This window comes from Paraburkholderia sp. 2C (assembly GCF_054589215.1).
The window spans coordinates 17,818-33,291 of record NZ_BAAILL010000036.1; the positions used below are offsets into that span (position 1 = coordinate 17,818).

Consider the following 15,474-nt stretch of genomic DNA (forward strand, 5'->3'; position numbering starts at 1 on the left):
AGCCTCGCAGTGAGCCTCGCAGTCACCCGCGCGGTCGCCCCGCAAGCCGACCGGTACAATGAGCGCTTCGCCTCATCGCTGCCTGGTCTTTCTCCCATGTCGCTTTACACCATCACCGGCGCGCAACTCGCGTTCGGTCACGTCGCGTTGCTCGATCACGCGGATTTTTCGCTCGAAGCCGGCGAGCGCGTCGGCCTGATCGGCCGCAATGGCGCGGGCAAGTCGTCGCTGCTGAAAATCGTCGCGGACCTCGCGAAGCCTGACGACGGGCTCGTTACGCGTCAACAGAATCTCGTCACGGTCTACGTGCCGCAGGAGCCTGAATTCGAAGCGGGCACGTCGGTATTCGATACGGTCGCGGGCGGACTCGCGCATGCGCGCGAACTGCTCGACGAATACGACCGCGTCGCGCACGCGCTTGCCGAGGCACCGGAAGGCGTCGAGCACGATGCCTTGCTCTCGCGCATGAACACGCTGCAATCGTCGCTCGACACCGCCGACGCGTGGAACTGGCGCACGCGCGTATCGACGACGCTCGCGCAGATCGGCCTCGACGGCGACGCGCTGGTCGACGCGCTGTCGGGCGGCATGCAAAAACGCGTCGCGCTTGCGCGGGCGCTCGTGCTGCAACCGGACGTGCTATTGCTCGACGAACCGACGAACCACCTCGACTTCGACGGCATCCGCTGGCTCGAAGAGCTGTTGCTCTCGCAACGCGCGGGCCTGCTGTTTATCACGCACGATCGCGCGTTTCTCGACCGGATCGCCACGCGCATCGTCGAACTCGACCGCGGCCGGCTGCTGTCGTACCCAGGCAACTTCTCGGCGTATCAGACGCGCAAGGCGCAGCAGCTCGAAGTCGAGCGCGTCGAGAACGATAAGTTCGACAAGCTGCTCGCTCAGGAAGAAGTGTGGATTCGCAAGGGCGTCGAAGCGCGCCGCACGCGCAGCGTCGGCCGCATTGCGCGGCTCGTACAGATGCGCAATGAGCGCGCCGAACGCCGCAACGTGCAGGGCAACGTGAAGCTCGACGTCGCGCAGGGCGAGAAGTCCGGCAAGATCGTTGCGGAGCTGACCGACGTGACGAAGCGCTTCGGCGAGCGCACCGTGGTCGAGCGCTTTTCGGCGACGTTGATGCGCGGCGACAAGATCGGCCTCGTCGGCCCGAACGGCGCCGGCAAGACGACGCTGCTCAAGCTGATTCTCGGCGAGTTGCAGCCTGACGAAGGGCGCGTGCGCGTCGGCACGAATCTGCAGGTCGCGTACTTCGATCAGATGCGCGCGCAACTCGATCAGGAAAAGAGTCTCGCCGACACGATCAGCCCCGGCAGCGACTGGGTCGAGATCAACGGCGCGAAGAAGCACGTGATGAGTTACCTCGGCGATTTCCTCTTTGCGCCGGAGCGTGCGCGTTCGCCGGTCAAGTCGCTGTCGGGCGGCGAGCGTAACCGGCTGCTGCTCGCGCGCTTGTTCGCCCGGCCGGCGAATGTGCTGGTGCTCGACGAACCGACGAACGACCTCGACATTCCAACGCTCGAACTGCTCGAAGAACTGCTGACCGATTACGACGGCACCGTGCTGCTCGTGAGCCACGACCGGGCGTTTCTGGACAACGTCGTGACCTCGGTGATCGCATCGGAGGGCGCGGGCAAGTGGCGCGAGTATGTCGGCGGCTTCACCGACTGGCAGACGCAACGCGACCGCTCCGAGCAGCTCGCGCAGCGCGATGCGCCGAAGGAAGCGGTGAAGGAGACGGCGCCGAAGGAAAGCGCGGCGGGCCGCAATGCTCAACGGTCGGTGAAACTGTCGTTCAAGGAGCAGCGCGAACTCGAGGCGCTGCCCGAACGGATCGCGGCGCTCGAAGGCGAACAGAAAACCATCGCCGCACAACTCGAGGACGGTTCGATCTTCGCGAAGGACGCGCAGGAAGGCACGCGTCTCACGCAGCGCTACGCGGAAATCGACGAGGAATTGTTGGTGGCGCTCGAGCGGTGGGATGAGTTGGAGAGCAAGGGGAAGTAACACGCTTTCAGCGCTTGAGCGCTTGGGTTCGGGACGCTTATTCCGGCTGTCGCATCCGGACAAGCTGGCTGTGTAGTTCCGGCGGGTCGCGTATCAGTGTCCGCCATACGACGCCCGAATCCACGGCGAAGTAACCGTGCGACACGCGATTTCGCATCCGATACATGCCTTCCCATGGAACATCCGGATGAGCCGATGCGAACTCCGGGTGTTCACGCTCGACATTGCGCGCGGCTCCCCGATGATTTCGAGGTTGCGTATCACCGCATCCTGTACGAGAGAGTTGAGCGCGAAGCTTCGCCGTCCATTTCCTCCGTATAGCGCCGGATGCGTTCAATCGCTTGCGCCATGCGAACACGATAGTCGGCGATCCGCAGATCGCTTTTTCTCTTCACACAAGCACCGCGTCGCTGACCACTTTCGCGCGGAACGATTCCGGCAATGCAAGCGGCGTAAGCACATCGACCGACACCCCAGCAACGCTTGCACGCGTCGCTGGGAACTTCATAATATCTCCCCCAAACGGCCAATCCTGCCCGATCCAAATTGCCGCGCGCATCGAAATCAGTACAATACCCGCGAATCCGCTGCTGACCCGCGCGCGCCGCAGACGCCGCCCCACGGGCGTTTGCAGGCGGTGCGGGCACGCAGCCAGGCGGGCAGTCACACTGCCCGTGTGTCGTGCAAACGTTCCATTCCGTTGTTTCGTTTCGCTTTTTTTGAAAAATCAACGCATTGTCCACGCAGATGTCCACAGGACTTGTGGACAACGATGAACCGACGGATCCGAGCAAGCCATGTCTACGAAGAAGTCAAACGCAAACGCTGGGTATAGCGAAGCGTCGATCAAGGTGCTGAAGGGACTCGAGCCGGTCAAGCAGCGGCCCGGCATGTACACGCGCACCGAGAATCCGCTGCACATCATTCAGGAAGTCATCGATAACGCGTCGGACGAGGCGCTCGGCGGCTTCGGCAAACAGATCACGGTCACGCTGCACGCCGATCAGTCGGTGTCCGTCGACGACGACGGCCGCGGCATTCCGTTCGGCCTGCATCCCGACGAAGGCGTGCCGGTCGTCGAGATCGTGTTCACGCGCCTGCACGCGGGCGGCAAGTTCGACAAGGCCGCGGGCGGCGCCTATACGTTCTCGGGCGGTCTGCACGGCGTCGGCGTGTCGGTCACGAACGCGCTGTCCTCGCGTCTGGACGTCGCCGTCTGGCGCGACGGCAAGGTCGCGGAACTCGGCTTTTCGAACGGCGACGTCGTCAAGCCGCTCAAAGTGCGCGCGGCCGAGCGCGGCGAAAAGAAAACCGGCACGCGCGTCACCGTCATGCCGAACGCCAGGTATTTCGACTCGCCGAACCTGCCGGTCGGCGAACTGCAGCGGCTGCTGCGCTCGAAAGCAGTGCTGCTGCCGGGCGTCGAAGTCGTGCTCGTCAACGAGAAGAGCGGCGAGCGGCAAAGCTGGAAGTACGAAGACGGTCTGCGCGGCTATCTGCTCGAAGGCATGGCCGGCAGCGACTTGCTGATTCCGTTGTTCGAAGGCGAGCGCTACGCGGAAAGCTCGCGCTCGAACGAGGAAACCTTTGCCGAAGGGGAAGGCGCCGCGTGGGTCGTCGCTTGGAGCGAGGAAGGGCCGCTCACGCGCGAGTCGTACGTGAACCTGATCCCGACGCCCGCCGGCGGCACGCACGAGGCGGGTCTGCGTGAAGGCCTGTTCCAGGCGGTCAAGAGCTTCGTCGAATTGCACAGCCTGCAGCCGAAGGGCGTGAAGCTGCTCGCCGAAGACGTGTTCGCGCGCGTGTCCTTCGTGCTCTCGGCGAAAGTGCTCGACCCGCAGTTCCAAGGCCAGATCAAGGAACGCCTCAATAGCCGCGACGCGGTGAAACTCGTGTCGTCGTTCGCGCGCCCGGCGCTCGAACTGTGGCTGAACCAGCACGTCGAGCACGGCAGGAAGCTCGCCGATCTCGTCATCAAGCAGGCGCAGGCGCGCACGCGCGCGGGGCAGAAGGTCGAAAAGCGCAAGAGTTCGGGCGTGGCCGTGCTGCCCGGCAAGCTCACCGATTGCGAATCGACCGAAATCGAGCGCAACGAACTGTTCCTTGTCGAGGGCGATTCGGCCGGCGGCTCGGCGAAGATGGGCCGCGACAAGGAATTCCAGGCGATCCTGCCTTTGCGCGGCAAAGTGCTGAACACATGGGAAACCGAGCGCGATCGCCTGTTCGCGAACAACGAGGTGCACGACATCTCGGTGGCGATCGGCGTCGACCCGCACAACCCGGACGACACGGTCGACCTGTCGAACCTGCGCTACGGCAAGATCTGCATCCTGTCGGATGCGGACGTCGACGGCGCGCACATCCAGGTGCTGCTGCTCACGCTGTTCTTCAAGCATTTCCCGCAGCTGATCGAACGCGGCAACGTGTTCGTCGCGCGGCCGCCGCTGTTTCGCGTCGATGCGCCGGCACGCGGCAAGAAACCGGCGCAGAAGCTCTACGCGCTCGACGAAGGCGAACTCGAAGCGATTCTCGACAAGCTGCGCAAGGACGGCGTGCGCGAAACGGCGTGGACCATCAGCCGCTTCAAGGGCCTCGGGGAAATGAGCGCCGAGCAACTGTGGGACACCACCATGAACCCGGACACGCGGCGCCTGTCGCCCATCGCGCTTGGCGAACTCGATTTCGAGAAGACCGTGGCGCGCATGACCATGCTGATGGGCAAGGGCGAAGCGGCGTCGCGGCGCAGCTGGCTCGAAGAGAAGGGCAACGAGGTCGAAGCGGATATCTAACCGCCCACGCAAGCTGAAACGCAAGCCGCAACTCGAGCCGCAACACGGACACGGAACGTAGATGGAAGACAACACTCCCGATCTTTTCGAAGAGGCGCCGCCGCCAGGCGACCTGCTGACGCTCGGCCATTACGCCGAGAAGGCGTATCTGGAGTACGCGGTCAGCGTCGTCAAAGGCCGCGCGCTCCCCGACGTCAGCGACGGGCAAAAGCCCGTGCAGCGCCGCATCCTGTACGCCATGAGCGAGATGGGCCTGTCCGATAACGCGAAGCCCGTGAAATCGGCGCGCGTGGTCGGCGACGTGCTCGGCAAGTATCACCCGCACGGCGACCAGTCCGCGTACGACGCACTCGTGCGTCTCGCGCAGGACTTCTCGATGCGCTATCCGCTCATCGACGGCCAGGGCAACTTCGGCTCGCGCGACGGCGACGGCGCCGCGGCGATGCGCTACACGGAAGCGCGCCTGACGCCGATCGCGAAACTGCTGCTCGACGAAATCGACCAGGGCACGGTCGATTTCATGCCGAACTACGACGGCTCGTTCGAAGAGCCGAGGCTGCTGCCCGCGCGTCTGCCGTTCGTGCTGCTCAATGGCGCCTCGGGTATCGCGGTGGGTCTCGCGACCGAAATTCCGTCGCATAACCTGCGCGAAGTCGCCGCGGCCGCGGTCGCGATGATCCGCCATCCGAAGATCACGCAGGCGGAGCTCATGCAGCTTCTGCCGGGCCCGGACTTCCCGGGCGGCGGCCAGATCATTTCGAGCGAAGCCGAAATCGCGGCCGCGTACGAAACGGGCCGCGGCAGCCTGAAGGTGCGTGCGCGCTGGAAGATCGAAGAGCTTGCGCGCGGCCAGTGGCAGCTCGTCATCAACGAATTGCCGCCGAACACGTCGTGCCAGAAGGTGCTCGAGGAAATCGAGGAGCAGACCAACCCGAAGATCAAGCTCGGCAAGAAGTCGCTGACGCCCGAGCAACTGCAGACGAAGCAGACGCTGCTCGCACTGCTCGACGCGGTGCGCGACGAATCGGGCAAGGACGCGCTGGTGCGCCTCGTGTTCGAACCGAAGTCGAGCCGCATCGACCAGACCGAGTTCGTCAATACGCTGCTCGCGCATACGAGCCTCGAATCGAACGCGCCGCTCAACCTCGTGATGGTGGGCGCCGACGGCCGGCCGCGGCAGAAGGGCATCGGCGAAATCCTGCACGAATGGGTCGGCTTCCGCTTCGCGACGGTCACGCGCCGCACGCAGTTCAGGCTGACCAAGGTCGACGACCGCATCCATATTCTCGAAGGCCGGATGATCGTCTTCCTGAATCTGGACGAAGTGATCCGGATCATCCGCGAGTCGGACGAACCGAAGGCGGCGCTGATCTCGGCGTTCGATCTGTCCGAACGCCAGGCCGACGACATCCTCGACATCCGCTTGCGCCAGTTGGCGCGGCTCGAAAAGATCAAGATCGAGAAGGAGCTCGACGAGCTGCGCGACGAGAAAGCAAAGCTCGAAGAGCTGCTCGGCAGCGAGAGCGCGATGAAGCGTCTGATCATCAAGGAAATCGAAGCCGATGCGAAGCAGTACGGCGACGAGCGCCGCACGCTGATCCAGCAGGACAAGCGCGCGACGTTCGAAGCGCGCGTGGTCGACGAGCCGGTGACGGTGGTCGTATCGCAGAAGGGCTGGGTGCGCGCGCTGAAGGGCCACGGGCTCGATCCGGCCGGCTTCACGTTCAAGGCCGGCGACAGCCTCTATGCGGCGTTCCAGTGCCGCACGCCCGATACGTTGATCGCGTGGGGCAGCAACGGCCGCGTCTACTCGGTCGCGGTCAGCCAGTTGCCGGGCGGACGCGGCGACGGCGTGCCGGTCACGACGATGATCGAGCTCGAATCGGGCACGCACCTCATGCATTACTACGCGGCGACGGCAGACCAGGCGCTGCTGCTGGCGTCGAGCAACGGCTTCGGCTTTATCGCGAAGCTCGGCGATATGGTGAGCCGCGTGAAGGCCGGCAAGTCGTTCATGACGATCGACGAAGGCGCGGCGCCGCTCGTGCCGATGCCGATGGTGCCGGACGCGACGCAGGTCGCGTGCCTGTCGAGCACGGGGCGCATGCTCGTGTTCGGTCTCGACGAGATGAAGACGCTGTCGGGTGGCGGACGCGGTGTCACGCTGATGGGGCTCGACGCGAACGAAACGCTCGCGCAGGCGCTGGCGATCGGCAAGGCGGGGGTCGTGCTGATGGGCACGGGCCGCGGCGGCAAGCCGGGCGAAGAAACGCTGGCCGGCAAGGCGCTTGCCGAGCATGTCGGCAAACGCGCACGCAAGGGCCGCAAGCCCGATACGAAACTGAAGGTCGTGGCGTTGCGGCCGGCGCTGGAAGAAGGCCGGGGCTAACCCACATCGCTCACGCGCACCGTCGCCCTGGAACCCTGTCGACCGCAGCCCGACCACGCGGCGTGCCCTGTATTCCCCGGAATACGCGGCACGCCGCGATTTTATTTGGCGGCGCATGTCGTCCGATAAAAAGCCTCGTCCGTTAATGAGCCAGTAAAACTCAATACGGCTCGGCATCGCTTGCGACGCGGCACATTGCCTCGCCTCGTGCGCGATGAACTGAACTGCGCGGCGCGTGGGCGGTCGAATGCGCAACCCGGCCGCGGCTCAATCGATGCACCGCATCGATACCACACCGATACGACAGAGGAAAACGAATGACCAAAGCGATCGAAATCGCGCTCTTTCTCCACCTGCTGGGTGTTGCCGTCTGGATCGGCGGCATGGTGTTCGCGCATTTCTGCCTGCGCCCGGCCTTGGGCGATCTGTCGCCGCAGTTGCGGCTGCCGCTGTGGGAATCCGTATTCGGACGGTTCTTCAACTGGGTCGGCGTGTCCGTGCTTGTCATTCTGGTGTCCGGCGGCTTCCTGCTGTCGCAGTACGGCGGCGCGCACGCGATGTGGCAGTTGCATGCGATGGCAGGGCTCGGCATCGTGATGATGCTGATCTTCGGCCATATCCGTTTTGCTGTGTTTCCGCGTATCCGCCGCGCCGTGCAGGCGCAGAAGTGGCCCGATGGCGCCAATGCGGTCGCGACCGTGCGGCGGCTCGTCGTGGTGAATCTCGTGCTTGGCGTCGTGACGATCGGCTTCGCAGTGATGTCGCGCGGATTTTGAAGCGCGCCTTGAAGATTAAGGCCGTGCCCCCTAGCCCGACTGTGCGAGCAGCAAACGCCGCGCATTGCCAAGCAGCGCCGGCACCGGCTCCGCGCTGACGTTGGTCATGCAAAGCAGCCCATCGACGGTCGCCACCGAGATGTGCTGCGTCTGCGGCGCGCCGTGCATCGCGGCCGGCGTCACCCACTTGAGGCGCAGGCGCCCGTAGCCGTACTGCGTCGGAATTGCGAGCCGCCCATAGTTGTCGATGCGCAGCGTCGGCGCGCGCTGGCGGCTGCCGATCACGAGACGGTCCGGGCTGGCGCCGGCCGCAATCATCTCGAGCACGGGCATCGAAAAACCGCCCGCGGCCTCGACCGCGGTGCGCCGTATCGCGAGACTCTGTTTGACGGCGCGCGCAAGATCCCAGAACGGAAGCGTCGTGGGCGGCTCGAGTTCGGCGCTGCGCTGTGTGGGAAAGAGCCCGAGGTGTTCGCTTGCACCGAGCAGGGCGCGCGTATCGAGCAAGCTTGCGCAGCGGATCGTATGGTCGCGCCACGAGCGCGACAGCGCGCGTCCCGCCAGCATCACGGCCGCGCACAGCGCGGCATGCACGGAGGCCTGCTCTTCGCGTGCGCGCCGCGTCACGAGCGAGGTGACCGACGGCTCGAGCCAGATCTGCTGAAGCAGCGGCTGCTCGTCGCCGGCGGCAAGCGCCGGTTCGGATGCCGGGCGCGCGTCATCGCGCGCCTGACCATCCGTCGCCTCGCGTGACGAACCGGACGCATCCGGCGAACTCCACGAACCCGACCGCAAGCGAGGCGGCGCCGACTGCTCGCTGGTAGACAGCCCGAGCAATGCGTCGTGAGACGGCGGCATCGCATGCGGACTGCCGAGCGCTTCGCCGGCCAGTGCGCGCATCAGATCGCGAACCAGCAGAATCAGCGATGCGCCGTCCAGTGCCGCATGATGGGCGCCCAGCACCAGTGTCGTGCGGTCGCGGCCGTAGAGAATCGATGTGCGCAGCAACGCGTCGTCGGGACCGAAACGCGTGGCCAGTTCCGCCGACACCAGTTCGAAAAGACGGGTACCCGATTCGCTGGGCACCGCTTGCAGCGCGAGCGGCGCGTCGGGCATCAGCTCGAAGCATGGACGAAAGCCAGGCCGTTGACGAATCCGCGAAGACAGCAGGGTGTGGTGCGCCTGCACGGCGGCGAGCGCCGCGGACCATTGTTCGACCGTCGTGCGTCCTTCGACTTCAGCGGCGACGACGGTCGTGCGCGGCACGCGTTGCTGCAGCAGCCAGAAGTACTCTTCGAATACGCCGAGCGTGCGCAGCGTTTTGCCGGGTCGGATCGACGCATGATGGCGGGTAAGCGAATCGGTCATGAGCGGCCCTCGAACGTTCAGGCGAGTCCTTCTTAGAACGTTCTGGGGCGCAATCTATTCCCGTCCGACGAATAGCAATAAGCGGCTTATAGGGCATACCCGAGGTGCGTTCCCGCAGTGCATCCGCGTAGAGCATCCGTGCAATGCATCCGGCAGGGCAGGCATCGCATGGAGCGTGGGGCAATTCAGAGATGAGCGGTGCGCCCGATGCGAGGCCCAGGGTCTGAAGCGTCGTCAGACAGACTGCCCGCTCGTGCTCGGCGCGTCGCTCGTGTCGTCGTCGCTGCGCTCGCGCGGCGGCTGCCGCGTGCGCATGCCGCACACACCGAACTTGTCGAGCAGCGCTGGAATACCCTCGCTCGGTACGGGCCGCGAGAACAGGAAGCCTTGCGCTTCGATCTGCCCGAGCGCCGCGAGCCACGCGATCTGTTCCTCGGTCTCGGTGCCTTCGACGACGACGGTCAGCCCGAGCGAGCGCGCCAGATTGACGATCGCGGTCACCATCACGCAGACGCTGCGGTCGCCCGGAATCGCCTGGACGAACGAGCGGTCCACCTTCAGCGTATCGACCGAGAAGCGGTTCAGATACGACAGCGACGAATAGCCGGTGCCGAAATCGTCGAGCGCGATGCGCACGCCAAGCCGCTTCAGCGCAAAGATCTTTTCGGAGACGAGATCCGGAAATTCCATCATCGCGGTCTCGGTGATCTCGAGTTCGAGCCGGCGCGCGGGAATGCCGCTCTCGTCGATCGCCCGCGCGATCGTCTCGAACAGATCGCCGCGCCAGAATTGCACAGCCGAAATATTCACCGCCAGCGACAGCGATTCATAACCTTGCGCCTGCCACTGCGCGAGCTGGCGGCACGCGGTCTGAATCACGAAGTCGCCGATCGGCACGATCAGGCCCGTCGATTCGGCGACCGGAATAAATTCGTTCGCCGGAATCAGACCATGCTGCGGATGGTTCCAGCGCACGAGCGCCTCGAAGCCCGTGATACAGCGGCGCGTCAGATCGATTTTCGGCTGGTACGCGAGGAACAGCTGCCCGTCGGCGAGCGCGATGCGCAACTGCTGCTCCCACTTCATCAGGTGGTCGGCGCGGTGCGCGAGTTGCGGCGAGTAGAACTGGTAGCAGTTCTTGCCCGCGTCCTTCGCGCTGTACATCGCGAGATCGGCCTTCTTCAACAGATCGATTTCGCTTTCGTTCGCAATCGAATAGAGCGCGATGCCGATGCTCGCATGCAGCACGAAGGTGCTGCCGCGCACCTCGAACGCCTTCGCAAAGACGGCCGATGCCGCCTCGGCGGCCGCGACCGCGCGTTCTTCGACGTCGTCGCCTTTGACGATCACGACGAATTCGTCGCCGCCGATGCGCGAGAGGGTGCCCGCGTCGGCCACGGCATCGGCAAGGCGCGCGGCGGTCATTTGCAGCACGATGTCGCCGGCGTTGTGGCCGAGCGTGTCGTTGACGGTCTTGAAGTTGTCGAGGTCGATAAACAGAATCGCGAGCCGGCCGATATTCGATGTCTGCGCAACTTCATGGTGAAGAATTTGCAGCGTCGAATACCGGTTACGCAAACCCGTCAGCAGATCGTATTCGACGAGATGCGTCATCTCGCGCTCGCGGCCGAGCAGTTTGCCGATCAGCCCGGTCGCGACCGCGAAGAAGCCGAGCATCGCCAGCGAGATAAAGCTCGCCATTAGCAGATAGACGTTGCGCGTGTGGTTGTAGTCGGCAAATTCTTCGGCCTGCGACAGACCGACGAGCACGCCTAACGGATAGCCGTCGATATGCCGGTACGACACGACGCGCGTGACGTTATCGATCGGGTCGACATAGGTGCCCGACACATGCTCGGAAGTCGGATACGTGCCGCTCGCGGTGAACACGCCCGAGGCGCGTTCGTCGTTGCCGGTGCGGCGCGCGAGCACGGTGCCGTTGTCCGAGATCACCGCGATCACGCCGTCGCGGCCGATCGCCGCGTTGTTATAGAAGTCGGTGGTGAAGTAGCTCGGGTCTTCGGAGACCACGACCACGCCGGCGAACGAGCCGTCGGGGTGGTTGAGGCGCCGCGTCATCTGCAGCGTCCAGTGGCCGGACACGCGGCCGAGCACGGGCTTGCTGATGTAAAGCTGGTCGTCGTTCTCGTGCTCGTGCACCTTGAAATGTTCGCGGTCCGACAGATCGATCGGACGCGGCTTCGCTTCAGCGGTGTTGGCAATCAGCTTGCCGTGCTCGTCGATCAGCGACACTTGCACGAGCGTCTCGCTTTGCACGACGCCTTTCTCGACGGTGCTCGCGAGATCGAAGCGGGAGGGGGATTTTTCGAGTTCGAACTTGACGAAGCGTGTGATCTGGTCGACCTGGTGAATCGCCTTCACCGTATGCTGTTCGAGCGCGGCGGAGAGGATGCCGGCCGACGCCATCGCTTCCCGGTAGGTGGACTCCTTTTCCACCGAGAGCCGCGCGAAGATGACAGTCCACAGCAGCACGAGCACCAGCACGCCGAGCGCCGGGATCGCGAGCAGCGCGCGGCGGCGCGAGGCGGCCGGGTCAAGCCGGTGCCTGGCTTCGCGTACGCTGGAGTGATGGAGCTGATTCATCGAGTGGACCGCGACCCTATGGCTTATGACTGCGCTGCTGACGGCTGCATCAGGCAGTGATTGTGTGTCGATCGACGACTGCGCTATCTGTAACCAGGCTGCATGGTAAGCGAAGTACCGCCATTGATGCGCCATGCGGTCTGGCGTCGTGCGGAACCATCCGGTCGATCCGCGCCCGAGGTCATCGGTTACGTTTTGATATTACTGAATGCCTGGGGATTAAGAAAGCGTTCCCGCATCGGGTATACGCGTGCTTTTCAACGGCCTCGACGCGTGTTCTTCGTGATCGGCTGCGCCGCCCGGAAAGCCGCTCGGGGTGGGCGTTCGGCGAGGTGCGAGAAGCTGTGTGCGGCGCGCTTCGACGCGTTTCGACACGTTTCTTAAGCGGGCTTGCCTGAATAGGAACTGCCGCTTCCACAAAGCCCTTTTACGATGCAACAAGCTCAATGCATGTTGCATGAAAGGAAAGGAAGCGATGTACTTCGCATAGCGATGCTATACGGATTCGCTGCACGCAATCCCTCAATTTATTTTGATTTTTTGCGGCGTGCGCCATACGAGGAAGCGCGCCGCGTTGCCGGTGTTCTCAAATGTTCGCGTTGCCGTAGCGGCAGGTAAAGCGGTTGCCACTGCGTCGCCCTTGCAGGAACAGCGGGCGCGGTCAGCCGATCCGGAACGTGCCGTCGACAATCGTGACCGACGCGCCGCCGATCCATGTCTTGCCGGCTGCATCGTCATAGTGAACGGCGACGTCGCCGGCGCGGCCGAGCACGGTGCCCTGGCGGACCGTGTAGCGCTCGCCCGGGCGTCGTTGCTGCGTGGTCAGCAGGCAGGCGAGCGCGGCGTTCGCACTGCCCGTCACCGGGTCTTCACCGAGGCCGAATGCGTCGCCGGTCATGAGGCAACGCACCTCGAACGTCGCGGGGCTGCCGTCCGGATGCGGGCCGTAGGCGGCAAGACCGTGCGCGCCGACCGCGTGCGCGATCTCGGCAAGTGCGCGCGAATCGGGTTCGAGCGCGAGGCAGTCGTTTGCCGTCGCGAGCCGCACGACGAGCCACGGCGCGCCGTTGTTGACGCCGCACGGCGCCGCGCCGAAGTCGATCGCGTCGCTGCGCAAGGCGGCCGACAGCGCCGCGTACTGCGAGTCGGGCAACGGCGTGATGCGCGCGGGCGGCGCCGCGAAGGCCCACGCGCCGTGATGCGCTGCGGCGGGCATGTCCGCCGCAGCGAGCGCGACGAGTTCCACGAGACCGACGCCGCATTGCTGAACGAGCCGTCCTGCCTGCCTCGGCCGATAGCCGCTTTCGAGCAGCGCATGCGCGGTGCCGAGCGTCGGATGGCCCGCGAACGGCAGCTCGCGGCCGGGCGTGAAGATGCGCACGCGATAATCGGCGGCCGGGTCGGTCGGTTTGCACAGGAACGTGGTTTCGGAGAGATTTGTCCAGCGCGCGATGGCCTGCATCGGTTCGGTATCGAGCTCGTCCGCGTCGAATACGACGGCAAGCGGATTGCCTTTGAACGGCACCGAAGTGAAAACGTCGACTTGCTTGAAGCGGACAGTGCGCGAGGTCATCGTGCTTCCTGGTGAAGGGTGATCGGACAACGGCGGGATGAGATCGCGCGCGGCTGGCAGGATGGCCGCTTTGCGCGCGACTCACGAGAAACGCGAAAGCTCAGGCGAGGTTCTGGTGACCTCGTCTCGGGACTTGCTCATGCAACTTCGTCAGGCAACTTCGCCAGGCAACTTCGTCACGCAACTTCGGCGATCAGTTCGATTTCGACGCAGGCACCAAGCGGAATCTGCGCGACACCAAACGCCGAGCGCGCATGTTTGCCACGCTCGCCCAACACCTCGACGAAGAACTCGGAGGCGCCGTTCGTGACGAGATGCTGTTCGGTGAACGACAGCGTCGAGTTGACGAGGCTCATCACCTTGACGATGCGCGTGACGCGGTTCAGGTCGCCCACGTGCGCGTGGAGCGTCGCGAGCAGGTCGATCGCGATCGAGCGGGCGGCCGCTTTGCCTTCTTCGGTGGTGAGGGTGTCGCCGAGCTTGCCGGCCCACGGCTTGCCGTCTTTCTTGGCGATATGGCCCGACAGATAGACGGTGTTGCCGCTTTGCGCGGCCATCACATAGGCGGCGGCCGGGGCGCCGGCGGTCGGCAGTTCGACGCCGAGTGCCTTCAGTTTGTCGTACACGTTTGCTTGAGCCATGGTCAGTCCTTTCGGGGAATGTGAAACCTGAATGGTAGCGCTGCCGCGCGATTCGAATGCAGTGGCGATGCGTCGTCGCCGCGCTTTCAGATGCGCGCGCGCACGAGCGCCGCGAGCCGCGCGATGCCGGCGTCGATTTTCTCGGGCGGCACGGTCACGAACGACAGGCGCAGCGTATTGTGCTGCGCTTCGTTCGCAAAGAACGGTGCGCCGGGCACGAACGCAACCTGTTGCGCGATCGCGTCTTCGAGCAGCTGCATCGTATCGATGGCGGCCGGCAGTTGCACCCACACGAACATGCCGCCCTCGGGCCGGGTCCATGCGACGCCTTCGGGCATATAGCGCTCGAGCGCTGCGAGCATCGCCGCGCATTGGTCGCGGTACAGCGCGCGGATGGTCGGCACGTGCGTATCGAGAAAGCCATCCTTTACCACTTCATGGACGATGCGCTGCGTGAAGCTCGGCGTATGCAGATCGGTGGCCTGCTTGGCCTGCACGAGTTTGAAGTGCAATTCCTCGGGCGCGATGAGGTAGCCGACGCGCAGACCCGGAGCCAGCACCTTCGAGAACGAGCCGAGGTGCACGATGTGGTCGGGCGCCATCGACAGCATCGTCGGCAACGGTTCGCCACGGTAGTCGAGCGCGCCGTACGGGTCGTCTTCGATGACCGGAAACGGCGCGCGCTGCGCGAAGGCGGCGAGCTCGCGCCGGCGCTCCACGGCAAGGCGCCGGCCCGTCGGGTTCTGGAAATTCGGCTGCGCGTACAGCAGGCGCGCGCCGGCGGTCAGCGCCGGTGTCAGCGCGGCGGGGATCAGGCCGGCGTCGTCGGTCGGTACCTGCACATAGCGCGGCTCGTACAGCGAGAACGATTGCAAGGCGCCGAGATAGGTCGGCGTTTCGACCAGCACCGGGCTTTGCGGGCACACGAGCACTTTGCCGAGCAGATCGAGTGCCTGCTGCGAGCCGGTTGTGATCAGCACCTGCGTCGGACGGATCTGCACATGGCCGTGCTCGCCGTGCCCCGAGTGGCGCGCGGCGATCCATTCACGCAGCGGCAGATAACCTTCGGTCGCGCTGTACTGAAGCGCGGCGGCCGGCGCGTCGCGCAGAATCCGGTCGGAGGCCGCGCGCATCCGTTCCGCGGGAAACGTCGATGGCGCCGGCAAGCCGCCCGCAAACGAAATGACGTCGGGCCGTTCGGTTACCTTAAGAATTTCGCGGATAGCGGAGCTCGTGAGCTTGCGCGCACGTTCGGACAATTGCCACGAGCGGGCGCTCACCTTGGTCAGATCGCTTGGGTCCACGTTGTGTC

The 15,474-nt window shown here is 64.7% G+C and carries 10 protein-coding genes; 4 read left to right on the forward strand and 6 right to left on the reverse strand.

Translation table 11 applies throughout. From position 1 onward, the window contains the following. Positions 1-96 precede the first annotated feature (96 nt). Entirely contained in the window at positions 97-2,022 is a 1,926-nt protein-coding gene (locus ACYPXD_RS12750; RefSeq protein ID WP_459711615.1) for an ATP-binding cassette domain-containing protein, read from the forward strand. A 37-nt stretch (positions 2,023-2,059) separates the two neighbouring features. Here the strand turns inward: ACYPXD_RS12750 and ACYPXD_RS12755 are convergent, their stop codons facing one another. Next, complete coding sequence (locus tag ACYPXD_RS12755) at positions 2,060-2,188, reverse strand: HepT-like ribonuclease domain-containing protein (protein WP_459713266.1); 129 nt, start codon at positions 2,186-2,188, stop codon at positions 2,060-2,062. Between the two features lie 631 nt (positions 2,189-2,819). Between ACYPXD_RS12755 and ACYPXD_RS12760 the strand changes: the two genes are divergently transcribed. From ACYPXD_RS12760 to ACYPXD_RS12770, 3 genes are all read left to right on the forward strand, one after another. Then, a complete protein-coding gene (locus ACYPXD_RS12760) occupies positions 2,820-4,811 on the forward strand; it encodes a DNA topoisomerase IV subunit B (protein ID WP_459711617.1) in 1,992 nt (663 codons plus the stop codon). A 61-nt stretch (positions 4,812-4,872) separates the two neighbouring features. After that, on the forward strand, positions 4,873-7,200 hold the full coding sequence (gene parC, locus ACYPXD_RS12765) for a DNA topoisomerase IV subunit A (protein ID WP_459711619.1): 2,328 nt from the start codon (positions 4,873-4,875) through the stop codon (positions 7,198-7,200). A gap of 317 nt (positions 7,201-7,517) precedes the next feature. Continuing rightward, positions 7,518-7,976, forward strand: a complete 459-nt coding sequence (locus ACYPXD_RS12770) for a CopD family protein (protein WP_219796842.1) — start codon at positions 7,518-7,520, stop codon at positions 7,974-7,976. A 30-nt stretch (positions 7,977-8,006) separates the two neighbouring features. Here the strand turns inward: ACYPXD_RS12770 and ACYPXD_RS12775 are convergent, their stop codons facing one another. From ACYPXD_RS12775 to ACYPXD_RS12795, 5 genes are all read right to left on the reverse strand, one after another. Next, positions 8,007-9,344 carry a hypothetical protein gene (locus tag ACYPXD_RS12775; protein WP_459711622.1) on the reverse strand — a complete coding sequence of 446 codons (1,338 nt, stop codon included), beginning with the start codon at positions 9,342-9,344 and terminating at the stop codon, positions 8,007-8,009. A 234-nt stretch (positions 9,345-9,578) separates the two neighbouring features. Further along, positions 9,579-11,948, reverse strand: a complete 2,370-nt coding sequence (locus tag ACYPXD_RS12780) for a bifunctional diguanylate cyclase/phosphodiesterase (protein ID WP_459711624.1) — start codon at positions 11,946-11,948, stop codon at positions 9,579-9,581. Between the two features lie 661 nt (positions 11,949-12,609). Beyond that, entirely contained in the window at positions 12,610-13,521 is a 912-nt protein-coding gene (locus tag ACYPXD_RS12785) for a PhzF family phenazine biosynthesis protein (RefSeq protein ID WP_459711628.1), read from the reverse strand. Between the two features lie 176 nt (positions 13,522-13,697). Further along, positions 13,698-14,162 carry a RidA family protein gene (locus ACYPXD_RS12790; RefSeq protein ID WP_459711632.1) on the reverse strand — a complete coding sequence of 155 codons (465 nt, stop codon included), beginning with the start codon at positions 14,160-14,162 and terminating at the stop codon, positions 13,698-13,700. Between the two features lie 86 nt (positions 14,163-14,248). Further along, the gene (locus tag ACYPXD_RS12795) at positions 14,249-15,466 is read right to left on the reverse strand and encodes an aminotransferase-like domain-containing protein (protein ID WP_459711634.1); all 1,218 of its coding nucleotides are present in this window, start codon (positions 15,464-15,466) and stop codon (positions 14,249-14,251) included. Between the last annotated feature and the right edge of the window lie 8 nt (positions 15,467-15,474).

Bases quoted from the DNA above. Each gene is read 5' to 3' on its own strand.
- ACYPXD_RS12750 (WP_459711615.1), top strand. From the start codon at position 97: ATGTCGCTTTACACCATCACCGGCGCGCAACTCGCGTTCGGTCACGTC.
- ACYPXD_RS12755 (WP_459713266.1), bottom strand. From the start codon at position 2,188: ATGTATCGGATGCGAAATCGCGTGTCGCACGGTTACTTCGCCGTGGAT.
- ACYPXD_RS12760 (WP_459711617.1), top strand. From the start codon at position 2,820: ATGTCTACGAAGAAGTCAAACGCAAACGCTGGGTATAGCGAAGCGTCG.
- parC (WP_459711619.1), top strand. From the start codon at position 4,873: ATGGAAGACAACACTCCCGATCTTTTCGAAGAGGCGCCGCCGCCAGGC.
- ACYPXD_RS12770 (WP_219796842.1), top strand. From the start codon at position 7,518: ATGACCAAAGCGATCGAAATCGCGCTCTTTCTCCACCTGCTGGGTGTT.
- ACYPXD_RS12775 (WP_459711622.1), bottom strand. From the start codon at position 9,344: ATGACCGATTCGCTTACCCGCCATCATGCGTCGATCCGACCCGGCAAA.
- ACYPXD_RS12780 (WP_459711624.1), bottom strand. From the start codon at position 11,948: ATGAATCAGCTCCATCACTCCAGCGTACGCGAAGCCAGGCACCGGCTT.
- ACYPXD_RS12785 (WP_459711628.1), bottom strand. From the start codon at position 13,521: ATGACCTCGCGCACTGTCCGCTTCAAGCAAGTCGACGTTTTCACTTCG.
- ACYPXD_RS12790 (WP_459711632.1), bottom strand. From the start codon at position 14,162: ATGGCTCAAGCAAACGTGTACGACAAACTGAAGGCACTCGGCGTCGAA.